This is a genomic window from Sporosarcina thermotolerans (genome assembly GCF_030067815.1).
GTDB lineage: Bacteria > Bacillota > Bacilli > Bacillales_A > Planococcaceae > Sporosarcina > Sporosarcina thermotolerans.
In genome coordinates, this window is record NZ_CP125968.1 from 2,596,220 (window position 1) to 2,613,986 (window position 17,767).

The window sequence follows — 17,767 nt, forward strand, 5'->3', positions numbered from 1 at the left end:
TGGCTTGCTTTGGACGTGGAACCGAGTTGTTTGGACGCGCAGGGGCTTGCTTTGGACGTGGAATCGAGTTGTTTGGACGCGCAATGGCTTGCTTTGGACGCGCCGGGATTTACTTTGGACGCGAGAAATTCATAAAGCAAAAAAGCAGCTGGAATGAACGATTCATTCATCCCAACCGCCTTAATTCCACTTCAATTCTGTACGTAACTCTCATTCGAAACGCCTTCCAACAAATTAGTCGGTTCACCCACACAGTACAATTGTAAATAATGCATAGCTCTCGTGCAGGCTGTGTAAAAAATCCTCCGTAAGCTCTCATCGTTATAAACATGCTCTGAAGCATCGTAAATAATGACTGCATCGAATTCAATTCCTTTAGCCAAATAAGATGGTATGACAACGACCCCTTGTTCATATTCCATCGATCCATTCCTTACATGCTTGATACCATCGATGCCGGATAAGGCATTATAAGCGCGCTCACTTTCCTCTCCCGATTTACAAATGATTGCAATCGTATTGTATCCAACATTTTGTAACTCACTGACTTTAGAGGTTATACAGCTATGCAATTCACCGGAACTTGCCAGTTTTGTCAAAACAGGGTGCTCTCCATCACGTTCAAACGGAATAATCTGCTCACTGTTCGGCACGAGTTGACGTGTGAACTCGATAATCGGCTTTGTGGAACGATAGCTTCGTGATAAGTTTACAACTTCCGTGTTTTCCGGCCGAAAAGCCCAGTTAGTACTTGGAAATCAACGCGTGCACTTGCATGTGCAAAAATAGCTTGATTAAAATCCCCTAAAACAGTCATCTTCGCGGTAGGAAATAGACGACGCAAGTATTCGAATTGGAATGGTGAATAGTCTTGCGCCTCATCGACAACGATATGTTTAATCGTCCTATTTGTTTGAAAGCCCTGGATGAGCTCGTTTAATAGTAGATATGGCGTGGCATCTTCATACAACAACTTACCTTCATCTATCGTGCTAAGTGTAGTTAGACAAATAGACTGCCACTCTGCCGGCAAATCTCCTTCAATCCATTGTTCGATATACTGAGGACTTGTAAATAGCTGCTTGTAAATCCCTTTCATGTCTATGAAGGCATTCTCTTCTATTTGTTTACGAAGTGGCTTAAATCTTTGTTGAACTATCAATCGGCCAAGTTCTGTCGGCTCCATTTCATAATCAGCAACGGCCGCACCCTTAAAGCCTTTCTTTTTCGCGAGATGCTTATGCGCCTTATGATATGCCTCATCGCTAAGTAATTCAATTTCCTCTTCTACCCACGGCTTTGTAAGTTCGTTTTTACGAACTTCATTCACCCTCTTCATTAGCCAATCCTTCAACTTTTCAAGGCGATTATGAAAACGGAGTGAGGTATCGCTGCTGTAAAATATATCTTCAATTTCCTGTTTCGTTACAATCGGTTTTCCTCTAAAAAGAATATCCTTAAACAGCATTTTAGATGTCTCTAACCCTCTTCTATACGATTCGATCGCTTCAAAAAACGGTGTCGAGGCTTTGAAACACAATGCCCTCCACCCTTGATCTATAGGATGATGTGTTTTCAGCAGTCAGAACATATTCCAATTGCTCGTATGGATTTTCCACTTTGAAGCCATCGCTTAGACGATGGTTCAAATACTCTTGAAAAGTGACTTGCTGCATATTTTCTTCACCAAGCTCCGGTAGGACATTGGATACATAATTATTGAACAAAGAATTCGGCGAAAATAATATAATCTGGTCAGCGCTCATACTATCCCGATATTTGTAAAGTAAATAGGCGATTCGTTGTAGGGCCGCAGACGTTTTACCGCTACCTGCTGCACCATGAACGATAAGAAGCCTACCCGAATCGTGACGAATGATTCGGTTTTGCTCCTGCTGGATCGTCGCCACGATATTATGCATATGCTTATCGGTACCCTTGCCTAAAACAATCTGTAAAATCTCATCTCCAATTGTGAGACTTGTATCAAACATCGATTGGAGTACACCATCACGGATTAAATATTGCCACTTTTTCTCCAACCTACCATGGATAACCCCGCCCGGCGTTACATAAGAAGCCATACCGGGGTGATGATCGTAGTAAATACTTGAAATCGGGGCTCTCCAGTCATAGACAAGGAAATCTTCCCCGCTATCATCTGTTAAAGTGGATATTCCGATATAAATCTGTTCTTCAGTCGGAACCCCTTCTTCGCTAAAATCAATTCGACCAAAATATGGTGATTTCTTCATTCGTTGTAGTGTGGACAACTTTTTGGATGAAAGCCGATGCGTGCTTTGACTAACAGCAAGGGCTTGTGCTTCTTGTCTTAATCCAATAATCGTTTCAAGATAATCATCGAACGTATCGACATTGACCTTAACTTCATCCCAAAAATATTTTCGGATCTTTACAACTTCATTCCGTTGCCGGGTTGTATCTTCCCCTAATTTAAGAATTCGTCCTTCAATAATTTCTGTTACACGATCCACTCTTTGTTGTTCGTGCTGAAACGTCGATTCCATAGCAAACACTCCTTAAAAAAATGAGTAAAAGGGTTGACTAATGAATAGATGATGATGTATAATTAAAATAGGGTTAATATATTCACATTAATTACACAGTGTCTATCTTTATAAATTTACCATACTATCTCATTTCGTTCAATAGGCGAAGTTGAGGTTTTTTGACGATTCTTGCGATAACGATTAAAAGGCAGTAGGAATGTTAACTTCATCCCTACTGCCTTTTTCTATGTTTTCCTATTTGGTATCATTACTTTCGTTTAGTAATGTAAATTCTTCACTACTTCCATTCCAATCTATTTTCATTTCCAACTTATCATTTTTATTTGTTGATGGACTGTTAGAAATTGGTAAATCGCTAAAAAATACGCCTTCTTTGTTTAAAGTTAAATCATCCCCGCCAAAACTTATTACTCCATTATTTTTCGATTTAACATAGAAACCAAATGTTTTGATATCCTGTAGGTTATCTCCTTTGTATTCAATTTGAATTTGATAGATTTCGTTTCCGTTACTCTGATTAACGGTTACTATTGCAAACCAGTTTTTAACCTCACCTATAAATGACAATTCTTTATTATTAGCCTGACAAGCATACAATGATAGGCAAAACAAAAACATCGAGGTTACGATAAACTTTTTCAAACCGATACCCCCTTTTTCTTCATGAAATAGACAGTACTTCTTTCTGTCATATACGGTTTCTAAAGGTCAGCCTTCTTACTTCATCCTTTAAATTTAGGGACTTCAAAAGGTCAATAACCAAGGTTAAAACTTCACTGTCATAATCTGGTGTTAATACATACCAGAACATTGCATCTCGTGTAAAACCCAATTTTTCTTCATATGTTGCGTCTTTCAAGAAGAGTTTCATTCTAACGATCTGTTCCTTATCCTGCCTTCTTTCAGGATCAAAAGAGTAGCGTCTATGAAGATCAACATTTGCTCCCTTGATTCCCAGGCCATCATAAGTTTTTAAAACAATACTTTCTTCACGTTCATGGAGAACTGTTTGAACATATTCGGCAACGTCCACCTTCTTCGTGCAGAACACCTCTTGTAGAAGTTCCAAAAGCTTATCTCTATTTATTTGCCAACTGTCTGTAAGGTAATCTTTAAAAATCAGCTCTGTGGATTCTTTATCCTTCCAAGGCCAACAATTATCCAATAGCCCAACATGCGGAACAAACGAGGCTATCGTCATAAACTCATTGATATTTCGTGCCGTTAAGCGTATCGGTGGATCATTTGTAGGCGTAACACAAACAATCGGTGCTTCATTCAAATCAGTTATTGATCCAAAATCAGTTAAAAACCCAAAATGAACTCCATCCCCACCAGTATGGGCAAACGGAATTACATCTGGTGGAGTTATCCAATATGAAAAAAAATCTTGGATGGGCACCAAGCCTATTGTATCCAGTGTTAATCCCTTTTTCTTCAATGTATTTTCCAATTCTATCAATTTTTTTACTTCATCAGGAACTCCATATTCTCCGTATTCTATCTTCATAACGCTTACTCCCACTCTCCCTGAATAGCTTTTTTCCTTAATTTTACTATTTTCTAACTAAACCAACAACTACAAAATAGAAGAATTATGAATTATACTATAACTAATTCATACAAAAGGTGGTTGTTATAATGGCGGAACATTTATTTCATTTAAAGGCAAACTGGCCGGGATTACGTAATGACGTAGGGTCGATTGAAACGTTGAATTTGAAGACAAAAGTTTCGATACCAGTCGAAATGGATGGCCCTGGAATTGGGACAAATCCGGATGAAATGTTGCTTGGAGCAGCTGCAACCTGCTATATCATCACACTTGCGGCGATGCTTGAGCGAAGCGGCATTGAGAAGACAAGCTTGACGATGGAATCCGTTGGGGTTGTCGACTATACGAATGGCGTTGTTACATATAAGAAGATCATACATAAGCCTGTACTCGTTTTGCATGAGGACACTTCAGAAGATAAAAAAAGAATTGCAGAGAGACTGATTATGAAAGCGGAAGATTCGTGTATGATTAGCAGAGCCTTAAAAGGTAATGTAGAAGTTACAGTTGAAGCGATTATTCAATAGTGGTCAGCTGAAACCTTATTCCCTAACAGACGTATTCTATAATAGATTCAAACGGAGGTGGCGCCATGGGATTTAATGCATTCGACGATTTCATGTTTTCTTTTGGCCCTATTTTCTTCTTTATTGTGTTTGCATTAGTCATTGGCTTTTTCATTGTCGTGATTGTTAAGAGTATCGGACAATGGTCCAAAAACAACAATTCACCTCGACTGACAGTGCCAGCGCATGTTGTAACAAAGCGGGCGCATACCTCAGGTGGAAGCGGCGATTCATCTGCCTCTACATGGTATTATGCAACATTCCAAGTGGAAAGCGGAGATCGGATGGAATTGAGTGTAAGCGCCAAGGAATACGGAATGCTTGCGGAAGGTGACATCGGTATGCTTGCATTCCAAGGGACCCGATATTTAGGATTTGAAAGGAAATAAGACGATTTGAGCCCGCCAATACCGAATTGGCGGGTTTCTTTAATTATCCTCCTCAAATTCCGGTTCAAGACGCTTCATGAATTCATCAGCAGCACTATATCCTTGCTGTTGCAAATACCAATTATTCGCAGCCGCTTCAATCAAACCCGCCACATCTCTTCCCGGCTGCAATTGGATTTGAATATGCGGAATCGGGACGTCCATATACGTCTTGAATTTTTCATCCAGTTCAAGTTCATTATTCAACGCATTTTCCTGCCACTCTGTCAATTCAATATCAAGAGCGATTCGGCTTTCATCCTGAAATGCTGCCCGTCCGTAAAGTCGTACGACGTTCAATAAACCGATGCTTCGTAATGCAAGAAATTCTTTATTCTTTTCATTATGCGTCCCTAAAAGTGTCTGCGGACTCAGTTTTTTAAGCACAACGATATCATCCGCAATCAGCCGATGCCCTCTTCCGATTAACGTATGGGCGGTTTCACTTTTCCCCACCCCAGATTTTCCGCGTAATAAAATCCCAATTCCTGCTACATTCACACATACTCCATGAACTGCAATCTCTGGCGCCATCACCTTCGTAACATATGCGTCTAATTTAGCGCTCATCTCAGTCATCGAGTCGGGTGTCCGTAAAACAGGTATGTGATTATCTGTACAATAGCGCAGAAGCCCAAGCGGCTCTTCCTGATTGGAGGTGATAATAATACAAGGCGGGTCATACTGGACAATATTAGCGATTCGCAATTTGCACTCCTCGTCCGATAATGTATGCAAATAATTAATTTCATTTTTGCCAAGGATTTGCACATGTTCTGTAGCGATGAAATCGAACTTATCCATGAATTCTAATCCTGGCCTTCTCACTTTTGTTTTTTTCAAAACTTTATTTAGTTGGTTATGCCCAATCAGCACTTCCAATTTAAAACGTTTCACGATGTCAGCAATCGTAACTGTGTTCATTCCCACACTTCCCTGCTTGTATAATTTGACAATAGTATAACATGGAAAGGAATATTTTAGCTTATTCTACATAGTTATTTACATGTTTTTAGTGGATCGGTTAAGACTATGAAAGAAAGGAGCGGTTAAGATGGCAAGAAAAAATAAAATATTAGTTCCTCAAGCACGTGAACAGCTGGATCGATTGAAAGCAGATGTCATGCGGGCTAAAGGGTACGATGTTGATGATAGGCGTCCGGATGCGGTGAAATATGAAGTCGCAAAGGAATTAGGTATTCCGTTATCGGATGGATATAATGGAAAATTGACATCGGAGCAAGCCGGAAAAATCGGTGGTCCGATTGGAGGAAATATGGTGAAAGAAATGGTGAGGCTGGCGCAGGAACAGATGGCGAAAAACGAGGGCTTGTGAGGATAAACGAGCGGATTTGCGAATTAATGAGCGCTTTTCGGAATAAACGAGCGGATTCACAAGTAAACGAGCGCTTTTCGAAATAAACGAGCGGATTCACGAGTAAACGAGCGGTTTCACGATTAAACGAGCGCTTCCGTAGAAAAACGAGCGTTTGCACGAATAACCTCAATGAAAATAGCTGTCTCTAAGACAGCTATTTTTTCATGAAATATTTACGTCCAACCTTTTCAACCAATTTAGGTGCAATCGAATATAGTTTACTCGTCAACCCCATAACCCCAGGTAGATTGACTTCCCGAACAGGCTTTTCAATCGTTTTCAAAACTGCATCTGCTACAGTACCTACTTGCAACAAATGCTTGCCTAATGATGACCTATACCTCCCCGTACGATCTGCCCCATCAATAAATGGAGTATCGATCGGCCCGGGATGAATGACGCTAACATCAATGCCGAATTCAGCAACTTCCATGCGTAACGCATTCGTATAGCCGATCAATGCATGCTTTGTCGCTGCGTAAACTGACGCTTTGGGCGTAGCTACTTTTCCAGCCTGGGAACCGATGTAGATAAGATGACCTTTTTGACGTCCCATCATTTGCGGCAAGATGCGTTTGGTTAATAAAAACGGAGCTATGACATTCGTTTCCATCATAGCACGGATTGATTCCTCGGGCATTAGGTGGGCTGACTCGAAAAAGCCGACACCTGCGGAAAAGATAACAATATCCGGAGGGCCGATCTTATCCAAAACCCTTTCCATGTCCTCCATGTTCGTCACATCTGCAGGTACAGCTTCTGCCCCTTCGTTTTGCAATTCCCATAGCTTATCCGGAGCCCTTCCCGTACCAATGACCGTAAAATTATCCGTGTCCGCCAGTAAGCGCATTGCCACTGCAAAACCGACTCCGCTCGTTGCACCTGTAATCAAAACCTTACGCTTGGTCATAATACAAGACGCCGCCTTCTCCGAGATTTTCCCGGATAAGCCCTTTTGATAATAAATAATCCACTTGTCCAATCGTTTCGGATAAAGTGAGTCCTAATTCCTTTTCATAAACAGCCGGGAACAATTGTTGCGTAAGCTCATAAATCGTTTTGCGCCCTTCTTTCAGCATGCCATGCACTTTTATTGCGCGATCATGCTGTTTTTGTAGTCTTGTTTCGACTAGGGCATGTACATTATGCACTTCATTCCCATGGCCACCGTATACGATGTCTATAGGAAGATCTAATAATCGTGTCAATGAAGCATTGTATTGTAACAACGACTTCGGTCGATCCGCTTCAGGATTTGCAGGAGGTTCGATCAATGGATTGGAAGATACTTTCTCCAAAACAAGATCCCCTCCAATCATCTCACCCGTCTTTTCATTAAATAAGGCAATATGACTTTGGGCGTGTCCAAGTGTTTCCATCACAATCCAGTTAGGATGCCCTGTCCATTCGTCGCCTTCCCCAATTATTCGATCCAGCGTCCGTTCCCCCATCAACCTAATTGGACGTTTCATCTTTTCAAGCCAGTGGAATTTGGACTCGGGAACTCCTTCTTCTATCAGACGTTCCAAATAAAACTTATCGTGGTACTTCATGAATTCTGCATCTCTTTTTAACCAAAGATCATTATATGGGTGACCGATAACCTCTGCCTTGTCAAAGGCGTCCATCCAACCCGCATGATCAGGATGATGATGGGTTAAAATCACCTGTTCGATATCCTTGAATGTATAGCCGATTTCATTCAGTCCTTGTTTTAGTGCTTCATAAGCTTTCGGCGTTTTCGGTCCGGCATCGACAAGTGATAACGCATCTCCTTTTACGACAAATGCATTTACATCGCCAACTGCGAATGGTGTCGGAATAGCAATTTTATGTATCATATTTTTAACTCCCTCAACTAACAACAGATTTTCACATACTGAATCGGTATTCAGTCCATTCTACCTCTTTTAGAAACCTATGTCATCCCCTATAAAACCGTTGAAAATTTTCTATCCCCTTATACGTATATGATATAATGACCATAACTTTTTTCAAGGGGGATCGATATGGGATTTTTCAATTTTTTTAAGAGCCAATTTATCGAAGTTATTGAATGGACAGATCAAAGTTCTAATACAATGGTATATCGTTTTCCAGTGCAAAATAATGAAATCAAAATGGGGGCAAGTCTGATTGTCAGGGAGTCGCAAGTAGCGATTTTTGTGAATGAAGGTGAAATCGCTGACGTATTCACTCCCGGCCACCATGTTTTATATACCCAAAACATGCCGATTTTAACAAAGCTGAAGTCTTGGAAAACAGGATTCAACTCCCCTTTCAAGGCGGAAGTCTATTTCATTAATACAAAGCAATTTGTTGATCAAAAATGGGGAACTTCGAATCCTATTATGATGCGTGATCCTGATTTCGGGATAATTCGCTTACGTGGGTATGGGATCTATTCCTATAGAGTATCAGAACCTGTCATCTTTCTAAAAGAGTTATTTGGAACTAATGCTTCGTATGATACAAGCAGCATTGAAGGCCATTTGAAAAAGATGATCTTATCAGGGTTGACGGATCTATTTGCTGAATCACAAATCCCAGCGCTTGATCTTGCCATGCATTATGACGAACTTAGCAACGAAGGTAAAGATAAGATGCAGGAACGATTTGCAAAATTCGGTTTTGAAATCACTTCCTTATATATTGAGAATTTGTCTTTACCAAAAGAAGTCGAGCAAGCTATGGACAAGCGGACGACAATGGGTGTGCTTGGAAACTTGAATACGTACACGCAATATCAAGCCGCCGAAGCACTACGCGATGCTGCGCGCAATGAAGGTGGTGGAATGGCTGCAACAGGTGCAGGCATTGGCGCAGGAGCCGCAATCGGAAATGTGATGGCTAATGCATTAAATCAAAATCAGCAACAAGCCACTCCGCCGGCTGAACCAGCAAAAATGGCCTGTCCTCATTGCCAGGCTCAGATTAGAGTTAGTGCGAAGTTCTGTCCTGACTGCGGGAAATCCGTACAACAGAAGACGATCCCATGCATTAATTGTAAAGCGGAAATTAAAGAAGGCTCAAAATTTTGTGGTGAATGCGGAACAAAACAAGTAACCGAGAAAATATGCAATTCTTGCGGTACGGTAAATGGGCCTACAGCCAAGTTTTGCGGTGATTGTGGAGAGGGACTTGAAGGGTAAAGAGGTGAAACCGGGTGACTAAATTGGATAATGCCGATGACTTCATGGATGAAAATAAACACGAAGACACTGAAGTGAACCAGTGTGCCTCTTGCGGAGGGAATGCGGTTTATGATCCAGATACACGGGGATTGAAATGCCCTTTTTGTGGAACGGAAGTTGAAATCGAAGCAACGAGGAAAATACGACCGAGCATGATTACTTGGATGCTCTTGATAAGGCTGATCATAGCTGGGGAGATGAAAAAAGGGTATTCAAATGTGACAACTGCGGTGCGGAAACTTTATTGGATAAGGATAAAGTCGCTGATTTCTGTACATTTTGTGGGTCATCCCATATTACGGTAACCGAAAACGATGCCGGCATAAAACCGGCACTTGTCATTCCGTTTCATATTTCAAAAGATGAAGCCGTAAATAAATTCAAAAAATGGATTGCAAAACGATATTTCGCCCCTTCAAAATTAAAACATAATTATGAACTACAGAAGATAAATGGTGCTTATATTCCATATTGGACCTTCGATTCGGACACTGATTCCGACTACACTGTAAAAATCGGCACCTATTATTACGTAATGGAAACCAGGACGGTACATCGCGACGGTAAGACCGAACAGATTACAGAACAAGTCCGAAAGATCAGATGGCGTACAAAACGCGGCAATTACCAGAAATTCTATGATGATGTCCTTGTAAAGGCATCAAAAAATGTCGCTTCCGGATTAATCGACCGGGTTGAGCCTTTCCAACTCTCTGGCCTTCTTGACTATCGCACGGAATACCTTTCGGGTTTTCTTGCTGAACGGTACTCGATTTCGCTAAAAAACGGATGGTATTCGGCCAGGGACATAATTGACTCCCGAATCCGAAACGGAATTCTTCGCAAGGAAACCGGTGATGAAGTTCGGATTGTTAATGTCCAAACAAACTACGATGGAATCACATTTAAACATATTTTACTGCCAATGTGGATTTCTTCATTTAATTATAATAATAAGGTTTATCGCTTTTTAGTTAATGGCCAAACAGGTAAAGTTAGTGGTCACGCCCCTGTCAGTGTATGGAAAATATCTATTATAGTGATGTTGTTAGCTCTTGTAGTAGGCGTCGTTTATTTCTTCAAAGATTATATGTGAGCATTGGCATTAGTAGAGCAAACAAAACGCATTCTGTCAGGCAGTTTGCTATAATTTGGTTATTGTAACGGAAGGAGGTCAGGAAATGGCAAAATTATTTTCACCATATTCAATTCGTGGTGTGGAGTTCAAAAATCGGATTGTTATGGCACCGATGTGCATGTACTCTTCTCATAATATGGACGGGAAAGTGGAAGATTGGCATAAAATCCATTATGCCACCCGCGCTGTCGGACAAGTTGGTTTGATAATTGTCGAAGCAACAGCAGTTTTACAGGAAGGTCGCATTTCAGCCCAGGATCTTGGAATTTGGAATGATGACCATCTTGAAGGACTTTCTGAAATTGTACGTCTTATGAAACAGCATGGTGCAAAGACAGGAATTCAACTTGCCCATGCTGGTAGAAAAGCGACTGTAGATGGTGACATTTATGCACCAAGTGCAATTCAATTCAATGAACACTATAAAACTCCTGTTGAAATGACAGTGGAAGATATTAAAACAGTGGTTAATGCATTCAAAGATGGTGCAATCCGAGCGAAACAGGCTGGTTTTGATGTAATCGAATTGCATGGCGCACACGGTTATCTTATCAATGAATTCCTATCCCCTTTATCAAATAAGCGAGATGACGCTTATGGTGGTTCATCCGAAAATCGGTACCGCATCTTACGTGAAATTATTGATGCAGTCCGTTCAGTATGGGACGGTCCATTATTCGTCCGTATTTCTGCAAAGGATTATGTAGAAGGCGGTATGTCACCAACTCTATACGTCGAGATGGTGAAGTGGATGAAAACACAAGGTGTTGATTTGATTGATGTGAGTTCAGGTGCAGTCGTTCCTGCCAAAATCGATGCATTTCCAGGTTATCAAGTACCTTTTGCTGAAGAAATCAAAAAGGGTGCAGGAATTGCAACAGGAGCAGTGGGATTAATAACATCGGAATTCAAGCGGAAGAAATTTTGAAAAACGAACGGGCTGATTTGGTCTTACTGGCGCGCGAATTGTTGAGGAATCCGTATTGGGCTTATTCAGCTGCAAAGGAATTAGATGTAGAGATTGAGCCACCAGTTCAATACGTGCGTGGTTGGAGTTTTTAAACGTTTTTCAATATATAAAAGCTGTCGCGGTCATTTTTATGACTCTGCGACAGCTTATTTTTTCATCAATTGTTCATCTTTCCATTCAAAATGGCTGAAATCTTCAGCGATAAAAAGATTCGGGAAGATGGTAGAGCCTTGTTCTTTTAATTTCGCAAGATCACTTGGCATGAAACGGGCACTGATATGATTTGCGATTAACGCTTTGACGTTGGTAGCTTTTGCAGTCCTTGCGGCATCAGCGATTGTAGAATGCCCGTATTCTTTCGCAAGTTCGCCAGTTTCACTATCAAAAGTCGCTTCATGAACTAAAATATCTGCATCCATTGCCAACTCAAGCGATGCTTCACAATATCGTGTATCCCCAAGGATTGTAACAATAAATCCTTTTTGAGGGTCGCCAGTTACATCTTTGCTATAGACGTATTGTCCATTGTCCAACTGAACGTCTTCCCCATCCTTTAGCCTTTTTAGTAAAGGACCTTTCGGCACACCAGCCTCCACCGCTTTTTCAATGAGCAGTTTTCCGGGCAGTGACTTTTGTTCAATCCTAAAACCAAAGCATTCAATTACGTGTTCAAGTTCCTTCGTTGTGACCTTAAATTGATCATCCTCAAAAAGTATACTTGAATCTATCTCATTAATGGTTAACGGATAGGTTAAATGAGTCTTTGTAATTCTTAGCGAGGTGATTACCCATTCCTTTATTCCAACTGGACCATAAATAGTCAACTCTTCTTCACCACCTAAAAACGAACGAGAACCAAGGAAGCCCGGCAAACCGAAAATATGATCTCCGTGTAAATGGGTTATGAAAATCTTATTAATTTTCCTTGGTTTAATTGACGTTCTAAGCAACTGATGCTGGGTCGCTTCGCCACAATCAAACATCCAGTACCCTTCCTGTTCAGCTGAAAGGTTCAGGATTAATGAAGAAGTATTGCGTATCTTGGAGGGCATGCCCGCACCTGTCCCTAAAAAAAAGATTTCCATTTGAGTCGCTCCCTTCTTAAATTCCTCGTTTAACTGAGTTTGGACCAAATTTCTTCTCAATTTTCGCTACGAGTTCATCCACTTTAGCATCTTTCGCATGCATCTCAAAATTATCAATAGATAATTGTTCATACAACTCGTTCATCGGAATGGTATTTGAAACGGTAATGCCTAATAACCGAACGGGTTCCCCGTCCCAATGTCGTTTGAATAAATCTGCCGCTTCCTTGTAAATATCATTTGATTTATACAATGGGTTCAATACTGTACGGCTCCTTGTTTGGTTACGCCAATCAGACGTACGGATTTGAATCATAACAACATTTCCTGCTAATCCATTCCTCTCCAACCGTTTGGAAACTTTAACGGCTAATTGCTTGAATATTTCAAGGCAAGAATCCAATTCAGTCTCGTCAATTGGTAATGTTGTAGAACTCCCAACACTTTTACGCTCTTCCGCAGCTTCCGGATCTACGGTCGATGATCTATACCGTTGGCACGGTTTCGAAGGCGCAACCCATTTTTACCTAACGTAGCTTTAATAAGCACTTCATCAACTTTAGCAAGATCCCCAATCGTCGTAATGCCAATTTCATTCAACCGCTTTTCTGTACTCTGCCCAACGCCATGCATTTCAATAACCGGAAGTGGCCATAGAATATCAGGTACCTGTCTTTTCCGCAAAATAGTGATACCCATCGGTTTTTTCATATCAGATGCGGTCTTTGCAAGAAATTTATTCGGAGAAATTCCTATGGAGCAAGGCAGATCCAATTCAGACAAGATGCGCTGTTGCATATGCGTCGCAATTTGTACAGCATTCGTCAAGCCGCCTATATTGGTAATATCGATAAAAGCTTCATCGATTGAAACGGGTTCGACAAGATCGGTATAAGTCCGTAAAATCGAAAAAACCGCATCAGAAGCGATCCGGTATTTCTCGTGATCAGGTGGGACAAGGACAAGTTCAGGGCAAATTCTTTTAGCTTCACCTACAGACATCGTTGTATAAATCCCAAGCGCCCTAGCCTCATACAGCAAGTGACAAGGATGCCACGTCTTTCCTTCGGATTCCCTGCTACCGCCATCGGTACTCCTTTCAATTTCGGGTCATGGGCTTGTTCGACCGAAGCAAAAAAACTATTCATATCAAGATGTAGGATGACTCTAGGTATGTGACACTCTGGTCTCTGTCATTTGCCTCTCTCCATTTAAATAAATAAACCGGATGGATGCAAACCATCCGGTAGTATTTTACGTTTCCTGTGTTTTTAGCGAACGAATATAGTCTCCAATTACTTCCATTCCAGTAAGTCTCTCTGAAAGAATTTGCGGATCAACAACTGTGATCATCCGTTCTTCCAAATTAACAATCGTTGTAAAATAAGGTGTTTTTGAATGGGCTAATAATTCGGATGATGTAAATGTATCCTCAGATATATCGAGAATTTCCTTTGCATCGAGAACGAGTAAACCGATATCAAGACCTTCTGTTTGGACGACTACAACTTTCGCATTTTTATGATCCTTAGCCGAATTATCATATAATATCCATTGAAAATCCAAAATGGAACTAGTTCTCCCCTTATTTTCATCAAACCAAGCATATATTCTGGTAGATGCGGAATCGGGTTCACCTGCTGCAACTTTTCAACGGAAATGACAATATCCACGGGCAGGGCGTATTCTTCTTGCCCACATTGAACGATGACCGCCTTCAGATTGCCCATCGTCAAGCCTCTTTCGTAGCTGCAATCCGAACAATTTCAATCAATAACTCTGTAAGCTTATTCAATTCCGCTACCGGCATGCGCTCATTCTTCGTATGGATTTCTTCATAGCCGACAGATAAAGTGACAGTTGGGACACCTGTACCATTAAATACGTTACCGTCACTTCCGCCTCCACTTGTCATCAATTCTGGAGTCCTACCAATATTACGGATTGCCTCCATCGCCGTCTGAACGACTTCTGCCTCTTCTCCAAAACTAAAGCCAGGATACGCCAACTTCACTTCCGTTTCGGCTCTTCCTCCCATTGCAGCTGCAGTCTTTTCGAAAGTCTCAACCATATGCGCAGTTTGTTTATCCAGTTTTTCCGGATTGATAGAACGCGCTTCCGCTAAAATTCGAACTTCATCGCATACAATATTGGTAGCCTGTCCACCTTCGAATCGACCAATATTTGCTGTCGTCTCGGAGTCAATTCTGCCAAGTGTCATTGCGGCAACCGATTTCGCAGCAATATTAATAGCTGAGATTCCCTTTTCAGGCGCTACTCCTGCATGTGCAGTCTTTCCATAAATGGTTGTATGAAGTTTAGCTTGGTAAGGTGCAGCTGTTACAATGCCTCCAACTTTACCGTCGCTGTCTACAGCATAGCCATATTTTGCTTTTAAATGTGAAGGGTCCATTGCTTTTGCCCCAACAAGTCCACTTTCTTCACCTGCTGTTATGATAAATTGGATATCACCATGTGGCTGGCCACTTTCTTTCAAAACTCTTACCATTTCAAATAAAGCTGCAAGGCCTGCTTTATCATCTGCCCCTAAAATCGTCGTTCCATCAGAATAAATATAGCCATCTTCTCGTAACTCTGGTTTAATGCCCTTCCCTGGCACTACCGTATCCATATGACAAGTGAAATAAATCGGATCCGCGGTTTCGACAGTACCTTTTAAAGTCGCAATTAGGTTTCCAGCCCCGTGGCCCGTAATTTCTTTGGAATCGTCTTCAAAAACGGAGAAACCAAGCGCCTCCATTTTCTCTTTTAATACAGTTACGATAACTTCTTCGTGTTTTGTTTCTGAGTCGATTTGTACAAGTTCAAAAAACTCTTCTAATAATCTTTGCTCATTCATTTTGTTTCTCTCCTTCTAAATTCTTAATTATAATGGAATATTTCCATGCTTTTTACGAGGTCGGGTTTCCTGTTTATTTCTCATCATTTCAAGCGCCTGCAATAATTTAATGCGAGTTTCTCTTGGGTCGATAACATCGTCGACCATTCCGTGCGAGGCTGCCACATATGGATTCGAGAATTTCGTTCGATATTCCTCAATCTTTTCAGCCCTTGTACCTTCCGGATTCTCACTGTTCATGATTTCACGTGCGAAAATAATGTTAGCTGCACCTTCCGCCCCCATCACTGCAATTTCAGCGTTCGGCCAAGCATAGACGACATCTGCGCCAATTGCTTTTGAATTCAATGCTACATATGCTCCACCAAATGCTTTGCGAAGGATGACCGTAATCTTAGGAACGGTAGCTTCAGAATAGGCATAAAGGATTTTAGCTCCATGACGAATAATGCCCCCGTGCTCCTGTTTGACACCTGGGAAGAATCCAGTCACATCTTCAAATGTGATTAACGGGATATTGAATGAATCACAAGTCCGGATGAACCGGGCAATTTTATCGGAAGAGATTGATATCTAACCCCCCTGCCATCACTTTAGGCTGATTACAAATCAAGCCGACCGATTCACCATTCATCCTCGCAAATCCAACAACTGCATTTTTCGCGAACTCCGCCTGTACTTCAAGGAATGATCCTTCATCGACAACCTGCTCAATAACTTTTCGAATGTCATAAGGGCGAATCGTTTCAAATGGCACAACGTCTGCCAAATCATTTCGATAATCGTCATTCGAATCCGCCTTCAACTCCGGTGTTTTTTCGTTATTATTTTGTGGAAGATAGGAAAGCAGATGACGAACTTGCTCTAAAACCGTCTTTTCATCCTTCCCACGGAAATGAGCATTTCCACTAATTGAATTATGTACTTTTGACCCACCTAAGTCTTCTGAAGAAATTTTTTCACCTGTTACAGTCTCTATCACTTTAGGCCCTGTGATAAACATTTGGCTCGTTTCATCTGTCATAAGAACAAAATCAGTGATGGCTGGTGAATAAACAGCTCCGCCCGCGCATGGGCCTAAGATGACCGAAATTTGTGGGATGACGCCCGAATAGATAGCATTCCGGTAAAAAATCTCACCATATCCATCCAATGAAACGACGCCTTCCTGAATACGCGCTCCGCCCGAATCATTCAATCCGATGAATGGTGCTCCGTTTTTCGCAGCAAGATCCATGACGTTCGCAATTTTCATGGCATGCATTTCACCAAGTGCTCCACCAAACACAGTGAAGTCTTGAGAAAACAGGTAGACTGGTCGTCCGTCGATTTTTCCGTAACCGGTAACTACCCCGTCACCAGGACCCGTCTGTTTATCCATGCCAAAATCGCGTGTTCGATGGACGACAAATGGATTCAATTCAACAAAAGACCCTTCATCTAACAACAGATTGATGCGTTCCCGAGCTGTCAATTTTCCCTTTTCATGCTGTTTTGCAATTCGCTCGTCACCGCCGCCTAACTCTATTTCTCTTTTCTTATCATATAATTCATTGATTTTATCATAAATGTCCATTTGGCTTGTCCCCTTTGTCACATAATTCATAAAGCACGCCGAAGGAAGATTTCGGATGTAGGAAGGCTACGTCGGCACCTCCTGCACCAACATTCGGCTCCTCCTGAAGTAGGTGAACACCTTTTTCCTTCAATTCAAGCATTCGTTTTCTAATATCCGTTACACCGAAAGCAATATGATGGATTCCCTCTCCACGCTTTTCGATGAACTTAGCAATTGCGCCTTCTTCACCAATAGGCTCTAACAATTCAAGCTTGACGTTGCCAGCATCTATGAATGCCACTTTCACTTTCTGATTTTCTACCTCTTCAATTCCAAGCAAAGTAAGCCCCAACGTATCTATGTAATGTGGAAGCGCATTCGTTATATCTCTGACAGCTATACCGATATGATCTACTTTTTTCATCTCGCATCCCCCTCCCTATTTCATTGTAACGTTTTGTGAATAATTCCGCTACACCTTGAGAAATTCTGTATTTCTGTTAA

General features: G+C 41.4%; 15 protein-coding genes and 5 pseudogenes. 6 read left to right on the plus strand and 14 right to left on the minus strand.

Annotation, left to right across the window (positions count from 1 at the left end; all coding sequences use genetic code 11):
• Positions 1-191: 191 nt before the first annotated feature.
• The 3 genes and pseudogenes from helD to QNH10_RS14745 form a co-directional block, all read right to left on the minus strand.
• Positions 192-2,528 (minus strand): annotated as a pseudogene (gene helD / locus QNH10_RS14735) (RNA polymerase recycling motor HelD).
• A gap of 237 nt (positions 2,529-2,765) precedes the next feature.
• Positions 2,766-3,173, minus strand: coding sequence for a hypothetical protein (locus QNH10_RS14740; protein WP_283732132.1), 408 nt, complete (start codon positions 3,171-3,173; stop codon positions 2,766-2,768).
• Positions 3,174-3,219: 46 nt separating this feature from the next.
• Complete coding sequence (locus QNH10_RS14745) at positions 3,220-4,041, minus strand: hypothetical protein (protein WP_283732133.1); 822 nt, start codon at positions 4,039-4,041, stop codon at positions 3,220-3,222.
• Between the two features lie 131 nt (positions 4,042-4,172).
• Between QNH10_RS14745 and QNH10_RS14750 the strand changes: the two genes are divergently transcribed.
• Both QNH10_RS14750 and QNH10_RS14755 read left to right on the plus strand, forming a co-directional pair.
• The gene (locus QNH10_RS14750) at positions 4,173-4,613 is read left to right on the plus strand and encodes an OsmC family protein (protein WP_283732134.1); all 441 of its coding nucleotides are present in this window, start codon (positions 4,173-4,175) and stop codon (positions 4,611-4,613) included.
• 65 nt (positions 4,614-4,678) lie between these two features.
• On the plus strand, positions 4,679-5,041 hold the full coding sequence (locus tag QNH10_RS14755; protein ID WP_283732136.1) for a DUF2500 domain-containing protein: 363 nt from the start codon (positions 4,679-4,681) through the stop codon (positions 5,039-5,041).
• Between the two features lie 39 nt (positions 5,042-5,080).
• Here QNH10_RS14755 and hprK read toward each other — a convergent pair whose 3' ends face one another.
• Positions 5,081-6,004 carry an HPr(Ser) kinase/phosphatase gene (gene hprK / locus QNH10_RS14760; RefSeq protein WP_283732137.1) on the minus strand — a complete coding sequence of 308 codons (924 nt, stop codon included), beginning with the start codon at positions 6,002-6,004 and terminating at the stop codon, positions 5,081-5,083.
• A 130-nt stretch (positions 6,005-6,134) separates the two neighbouring features.
• On the opposite strand from hprK, the gene QNH10_RS14765 reads away from it, so the two are divergent.
• On the plus strand, positions 6,135-6,416 hold the full coding sequence (locus tag QNH10_RS14765; protein WP_283732138.1) for an alpha/beta-type small acid-soluble spore protein: 282 nt from the start codon (positions 6,135-6,137) through the stop codon (positions 6,414-6,416).
• A gap of 196 nt (positions 6,417-6,612) precedes the next feature.
• On the opposite strand, the gene QNH10_RS14770 is transcribed toward QNH10_RS14765, so the two are convergent.
• The gene (locus QNH10_RS14770; RefSeq protein ID WP_283732139.1) at positions 6,613-7,368 is read right to left on the minus strand and encodes an SDR family NAD(P)-dependent oxidoreductase; all 756 of its coding nucleotides are present in this window, start codon (positions 7,366-7,368) and stop codon (positions 6,613-6,615) included.
• Positions 7,355-8,299 (minus strand): MBL fold metallo-hydrolase, encoded by a 945-nt coding sequence (locus QNH10_RS14775; RefSeq protein WP_283732140.1) that lies wholly within the window; start codon positions 8,297-8,299, stop codon positions 7,355-7,357. Before QNH10_RS14775 ends, QNH10_RS14770 begins: the two co-directional genes overlap by 14 nt.
• 168 nt (positions 8,300-8,467) lie before the next feature.
• Between QNH10_RS14775 and QNH10_RS14780 the strand changes: the two genes are divergently transcribed.
• The 3 genes and pseudogenes from QNH10_RS14780 to namA all read left to right on the plus strand — a co-directional run bounded on the left by QNH10_RS14780 (position 8,468) and on the right by namA (position 11,852).
• Entirely contained in the window at positions 8,468-9,610 is a 1,143-nt protein-coding gene (locus QNH10_RS14780; RefSeq protein WP_283732141.1) for an SPFH domain-containing protein, read from the plus strand.
• A gap of 202 nt (positions 9,611-9,812) precedes the next feature.
• Positions 9,813-10,748 (plus strand): TFIIB-type zinc ribbon-containing protein, encoded by a 936-nt coding sequence (locus QNH10_RS14785; RefSeq protein WP_283732142.1) that lies wholly within the window; start codon positions 9,813-9,815, stop codon positions 10,746-10,748.
• A gap of 85 nt (positions 10,749-10,833) precedes the next feature.
• Positions 10,834-11,852 (plus strand): annotated as a pseudogene (namA, locus tag QNH10_RS14790) (NADPH dehydrogenase NamA).
• A 54-nt stretch (positions 11,853-11,906) separates the two neighbouring features.
• Here namA and rnz read toward each other — a convergent pair.
• The 8 genes and pseudogenes from rnz to mce all read right to left on the minus strand — a co-directional run bounded on the left by rnz (position 11,907) and on the right by mce (position 17,687).
• A complete protein-coding gene (gene rnz / locus QNH10_RS14795; protein ID WP_283732143.1) occupies positions 11,907-12,845 on the minus strand; it encodes a ribonuclease Z in 939 nt (312 codons plus the stop codon).
• A 16-nt stretch (positions 12,846-12,861) separates the two neighbouring features.
• On the minus strand, positions 12,862-13,248 hold the full coding sequence (locus tag QNH10_RS20725; protein WP_347177894.1) for a DinB/UmuC family translesion DNA polymerase: 387 nt from the start codon (positions 13,246-13,248) through the stop codon (positions 12,862-12,864).
• 68 nt (positions 13,249-13,316) lie between these two features.
• Positions 13,317-13,643 (minus strand): DNA polymerase thumb domain-containing protein, encoded by a 327-nt coding sequence (locus QNH10_RS21240; protein WP_430541124.1) that lies wholly within the window; start codon positions 13,641-13,643, stop codon positions 13,317-13,319.
• Positions 13,617-13,993, minus strand: a pseudogene (locus QNH10_RS21245) (Y-family DNA polymerase); the annotation flags it as partial. The pseudogene QNH10_RS21245 and the gene QNH10_RS21240, both read right to left, overlap by 27 nt.
• A gap of 106 nt (positions 13,994-14,099) precedes the next feature.
• Positions 14,100-14,575, minus strand: a pseudogene (locus QNH10_RS14805) (chemotaxis protein CheW).
• Between the two features lie 2 nt (positions 14,576-14,577).
• Entirely contained in the window at positions 14,578-15,705 is a 1,128-nt protein-coding gene (locus QNH10_RS14815; protein WP_283732146.1) for a M20/M25/M40 family metallo-hydrolase, read from the minus strand.
• A 27-nt stretch (positions 15,706-15,732) separates the two neighbouring features.
• A pseudogene (locus tag QNH10_RS14820) lies at positions 15,733-17,281 on the minus strand (acyl-CoA carboxylase subunit beta).
• Complete coding sequence (gene mce / locus QNH10_RS14825; RefSeq protein ID WP_283732147.1) at positions 17,268-17,687, minus strand: methylmalonyl-CoA epimerase; 420 nt, start codon at positions 17,685-17,687, stop codon at positions 17,268-17,270. Before mce ends, QNH10_RS14820 begins: the two are co-directional and overlap by 14 nt.
• Positions 17,688-17,767: the final 80 nt, after the last annotated feature.

What these genes read in the sequence shown, in the direction of transcription:
- QNH10_RS14770 (WP_283732139.1), bottom strand. Translation starts at nt 7,368, where the DNA reads ATGACCAAGCGTAAGGTTTTGATTACAGGTGCAACGAGCGGAGTCGGT.
- QNH10_RS14755 (WP_283732136.1), top strand. Translation starts at nt 4,679, where the DNA reads ATGGGATTTAATGCATTCGACGATTTCATGTTTTCTTTTGGCCCTATT.
- QNH10_RS21240 (WP_430541124.1), bottom strand. Translation starts at nt 13,643, where the DNA reads ATGCAACAGCGCATCTTGTCTGAATTGGATCTGCCTTGCTCCATAGGA.
- hprK (WP_283732137.1), bottom strand. Translation starts at nt 6,004, where the DNA reads ATGAACACAGTTACGATTGCTGACATCGTGAAACGTTTTAAATTGGAA.
- QNH10_RS14815 (WP_283732146.1), bottom strand. Translation starts at nt 15,705, where the DNA reads ATGAATGAGCAAAGATTATTAGAAGAGTTTTTTGAACTTGTACAAATC.
- mce (WP_283732147.1), bottom strand. Translation starts at nt 17,687, where the DNA reads ATGAAAAAAGTAGATCATATCGGTATAGCTGTCAGAGATATAACGAAT.
- rnz (WP_283732143.1), bottom strand. Translation starts at nt 12,845, where the DNA reads ATGGAAATCTTTTTTTTAGGGACAGGTGCGGGCATGCCCTCCAAGATA.
- QNH10_RS14765 (WP_283732138.1), top strand. Translation starts at nt 6,135, where the DNA reads ATGGCAAGAAAAAATAAAATATTAGTTCCTCAAGCACGTGAACAGCTG.
- QNH10_RS14775 (WP_283732140.1), bottom strand. Translation starts at nt 8,299, where the DNA reads ATGATACATAAAATTGCTATTCCGACACCATTCGCAGTTGGCGATGTA.
- QNH10_RS14780 (WP_283732141.1), top strand. Translation starts at nt 8,468, where the DNA reads ATGGGATTTTTCAATTTTTTTAAGAGCCAATTTATCGAAGTTATTGAA.
- QNH10_RS14745 (WP_283732133.1), bottom strand. Translation starts at nt 4,041, where the DNA reads ATGAAGATAGAATACGGAGAATATGGAGTTCCTGATGAAGTAAAAAAA.
- QNH10_RS14750 (WP_283732134.1), top strand. Translation starts at nt 4,173, where the DNA reads ATGGCGGAACATTTATTTCATTTAAAGGCAAACTGGCCGGGATTACGT.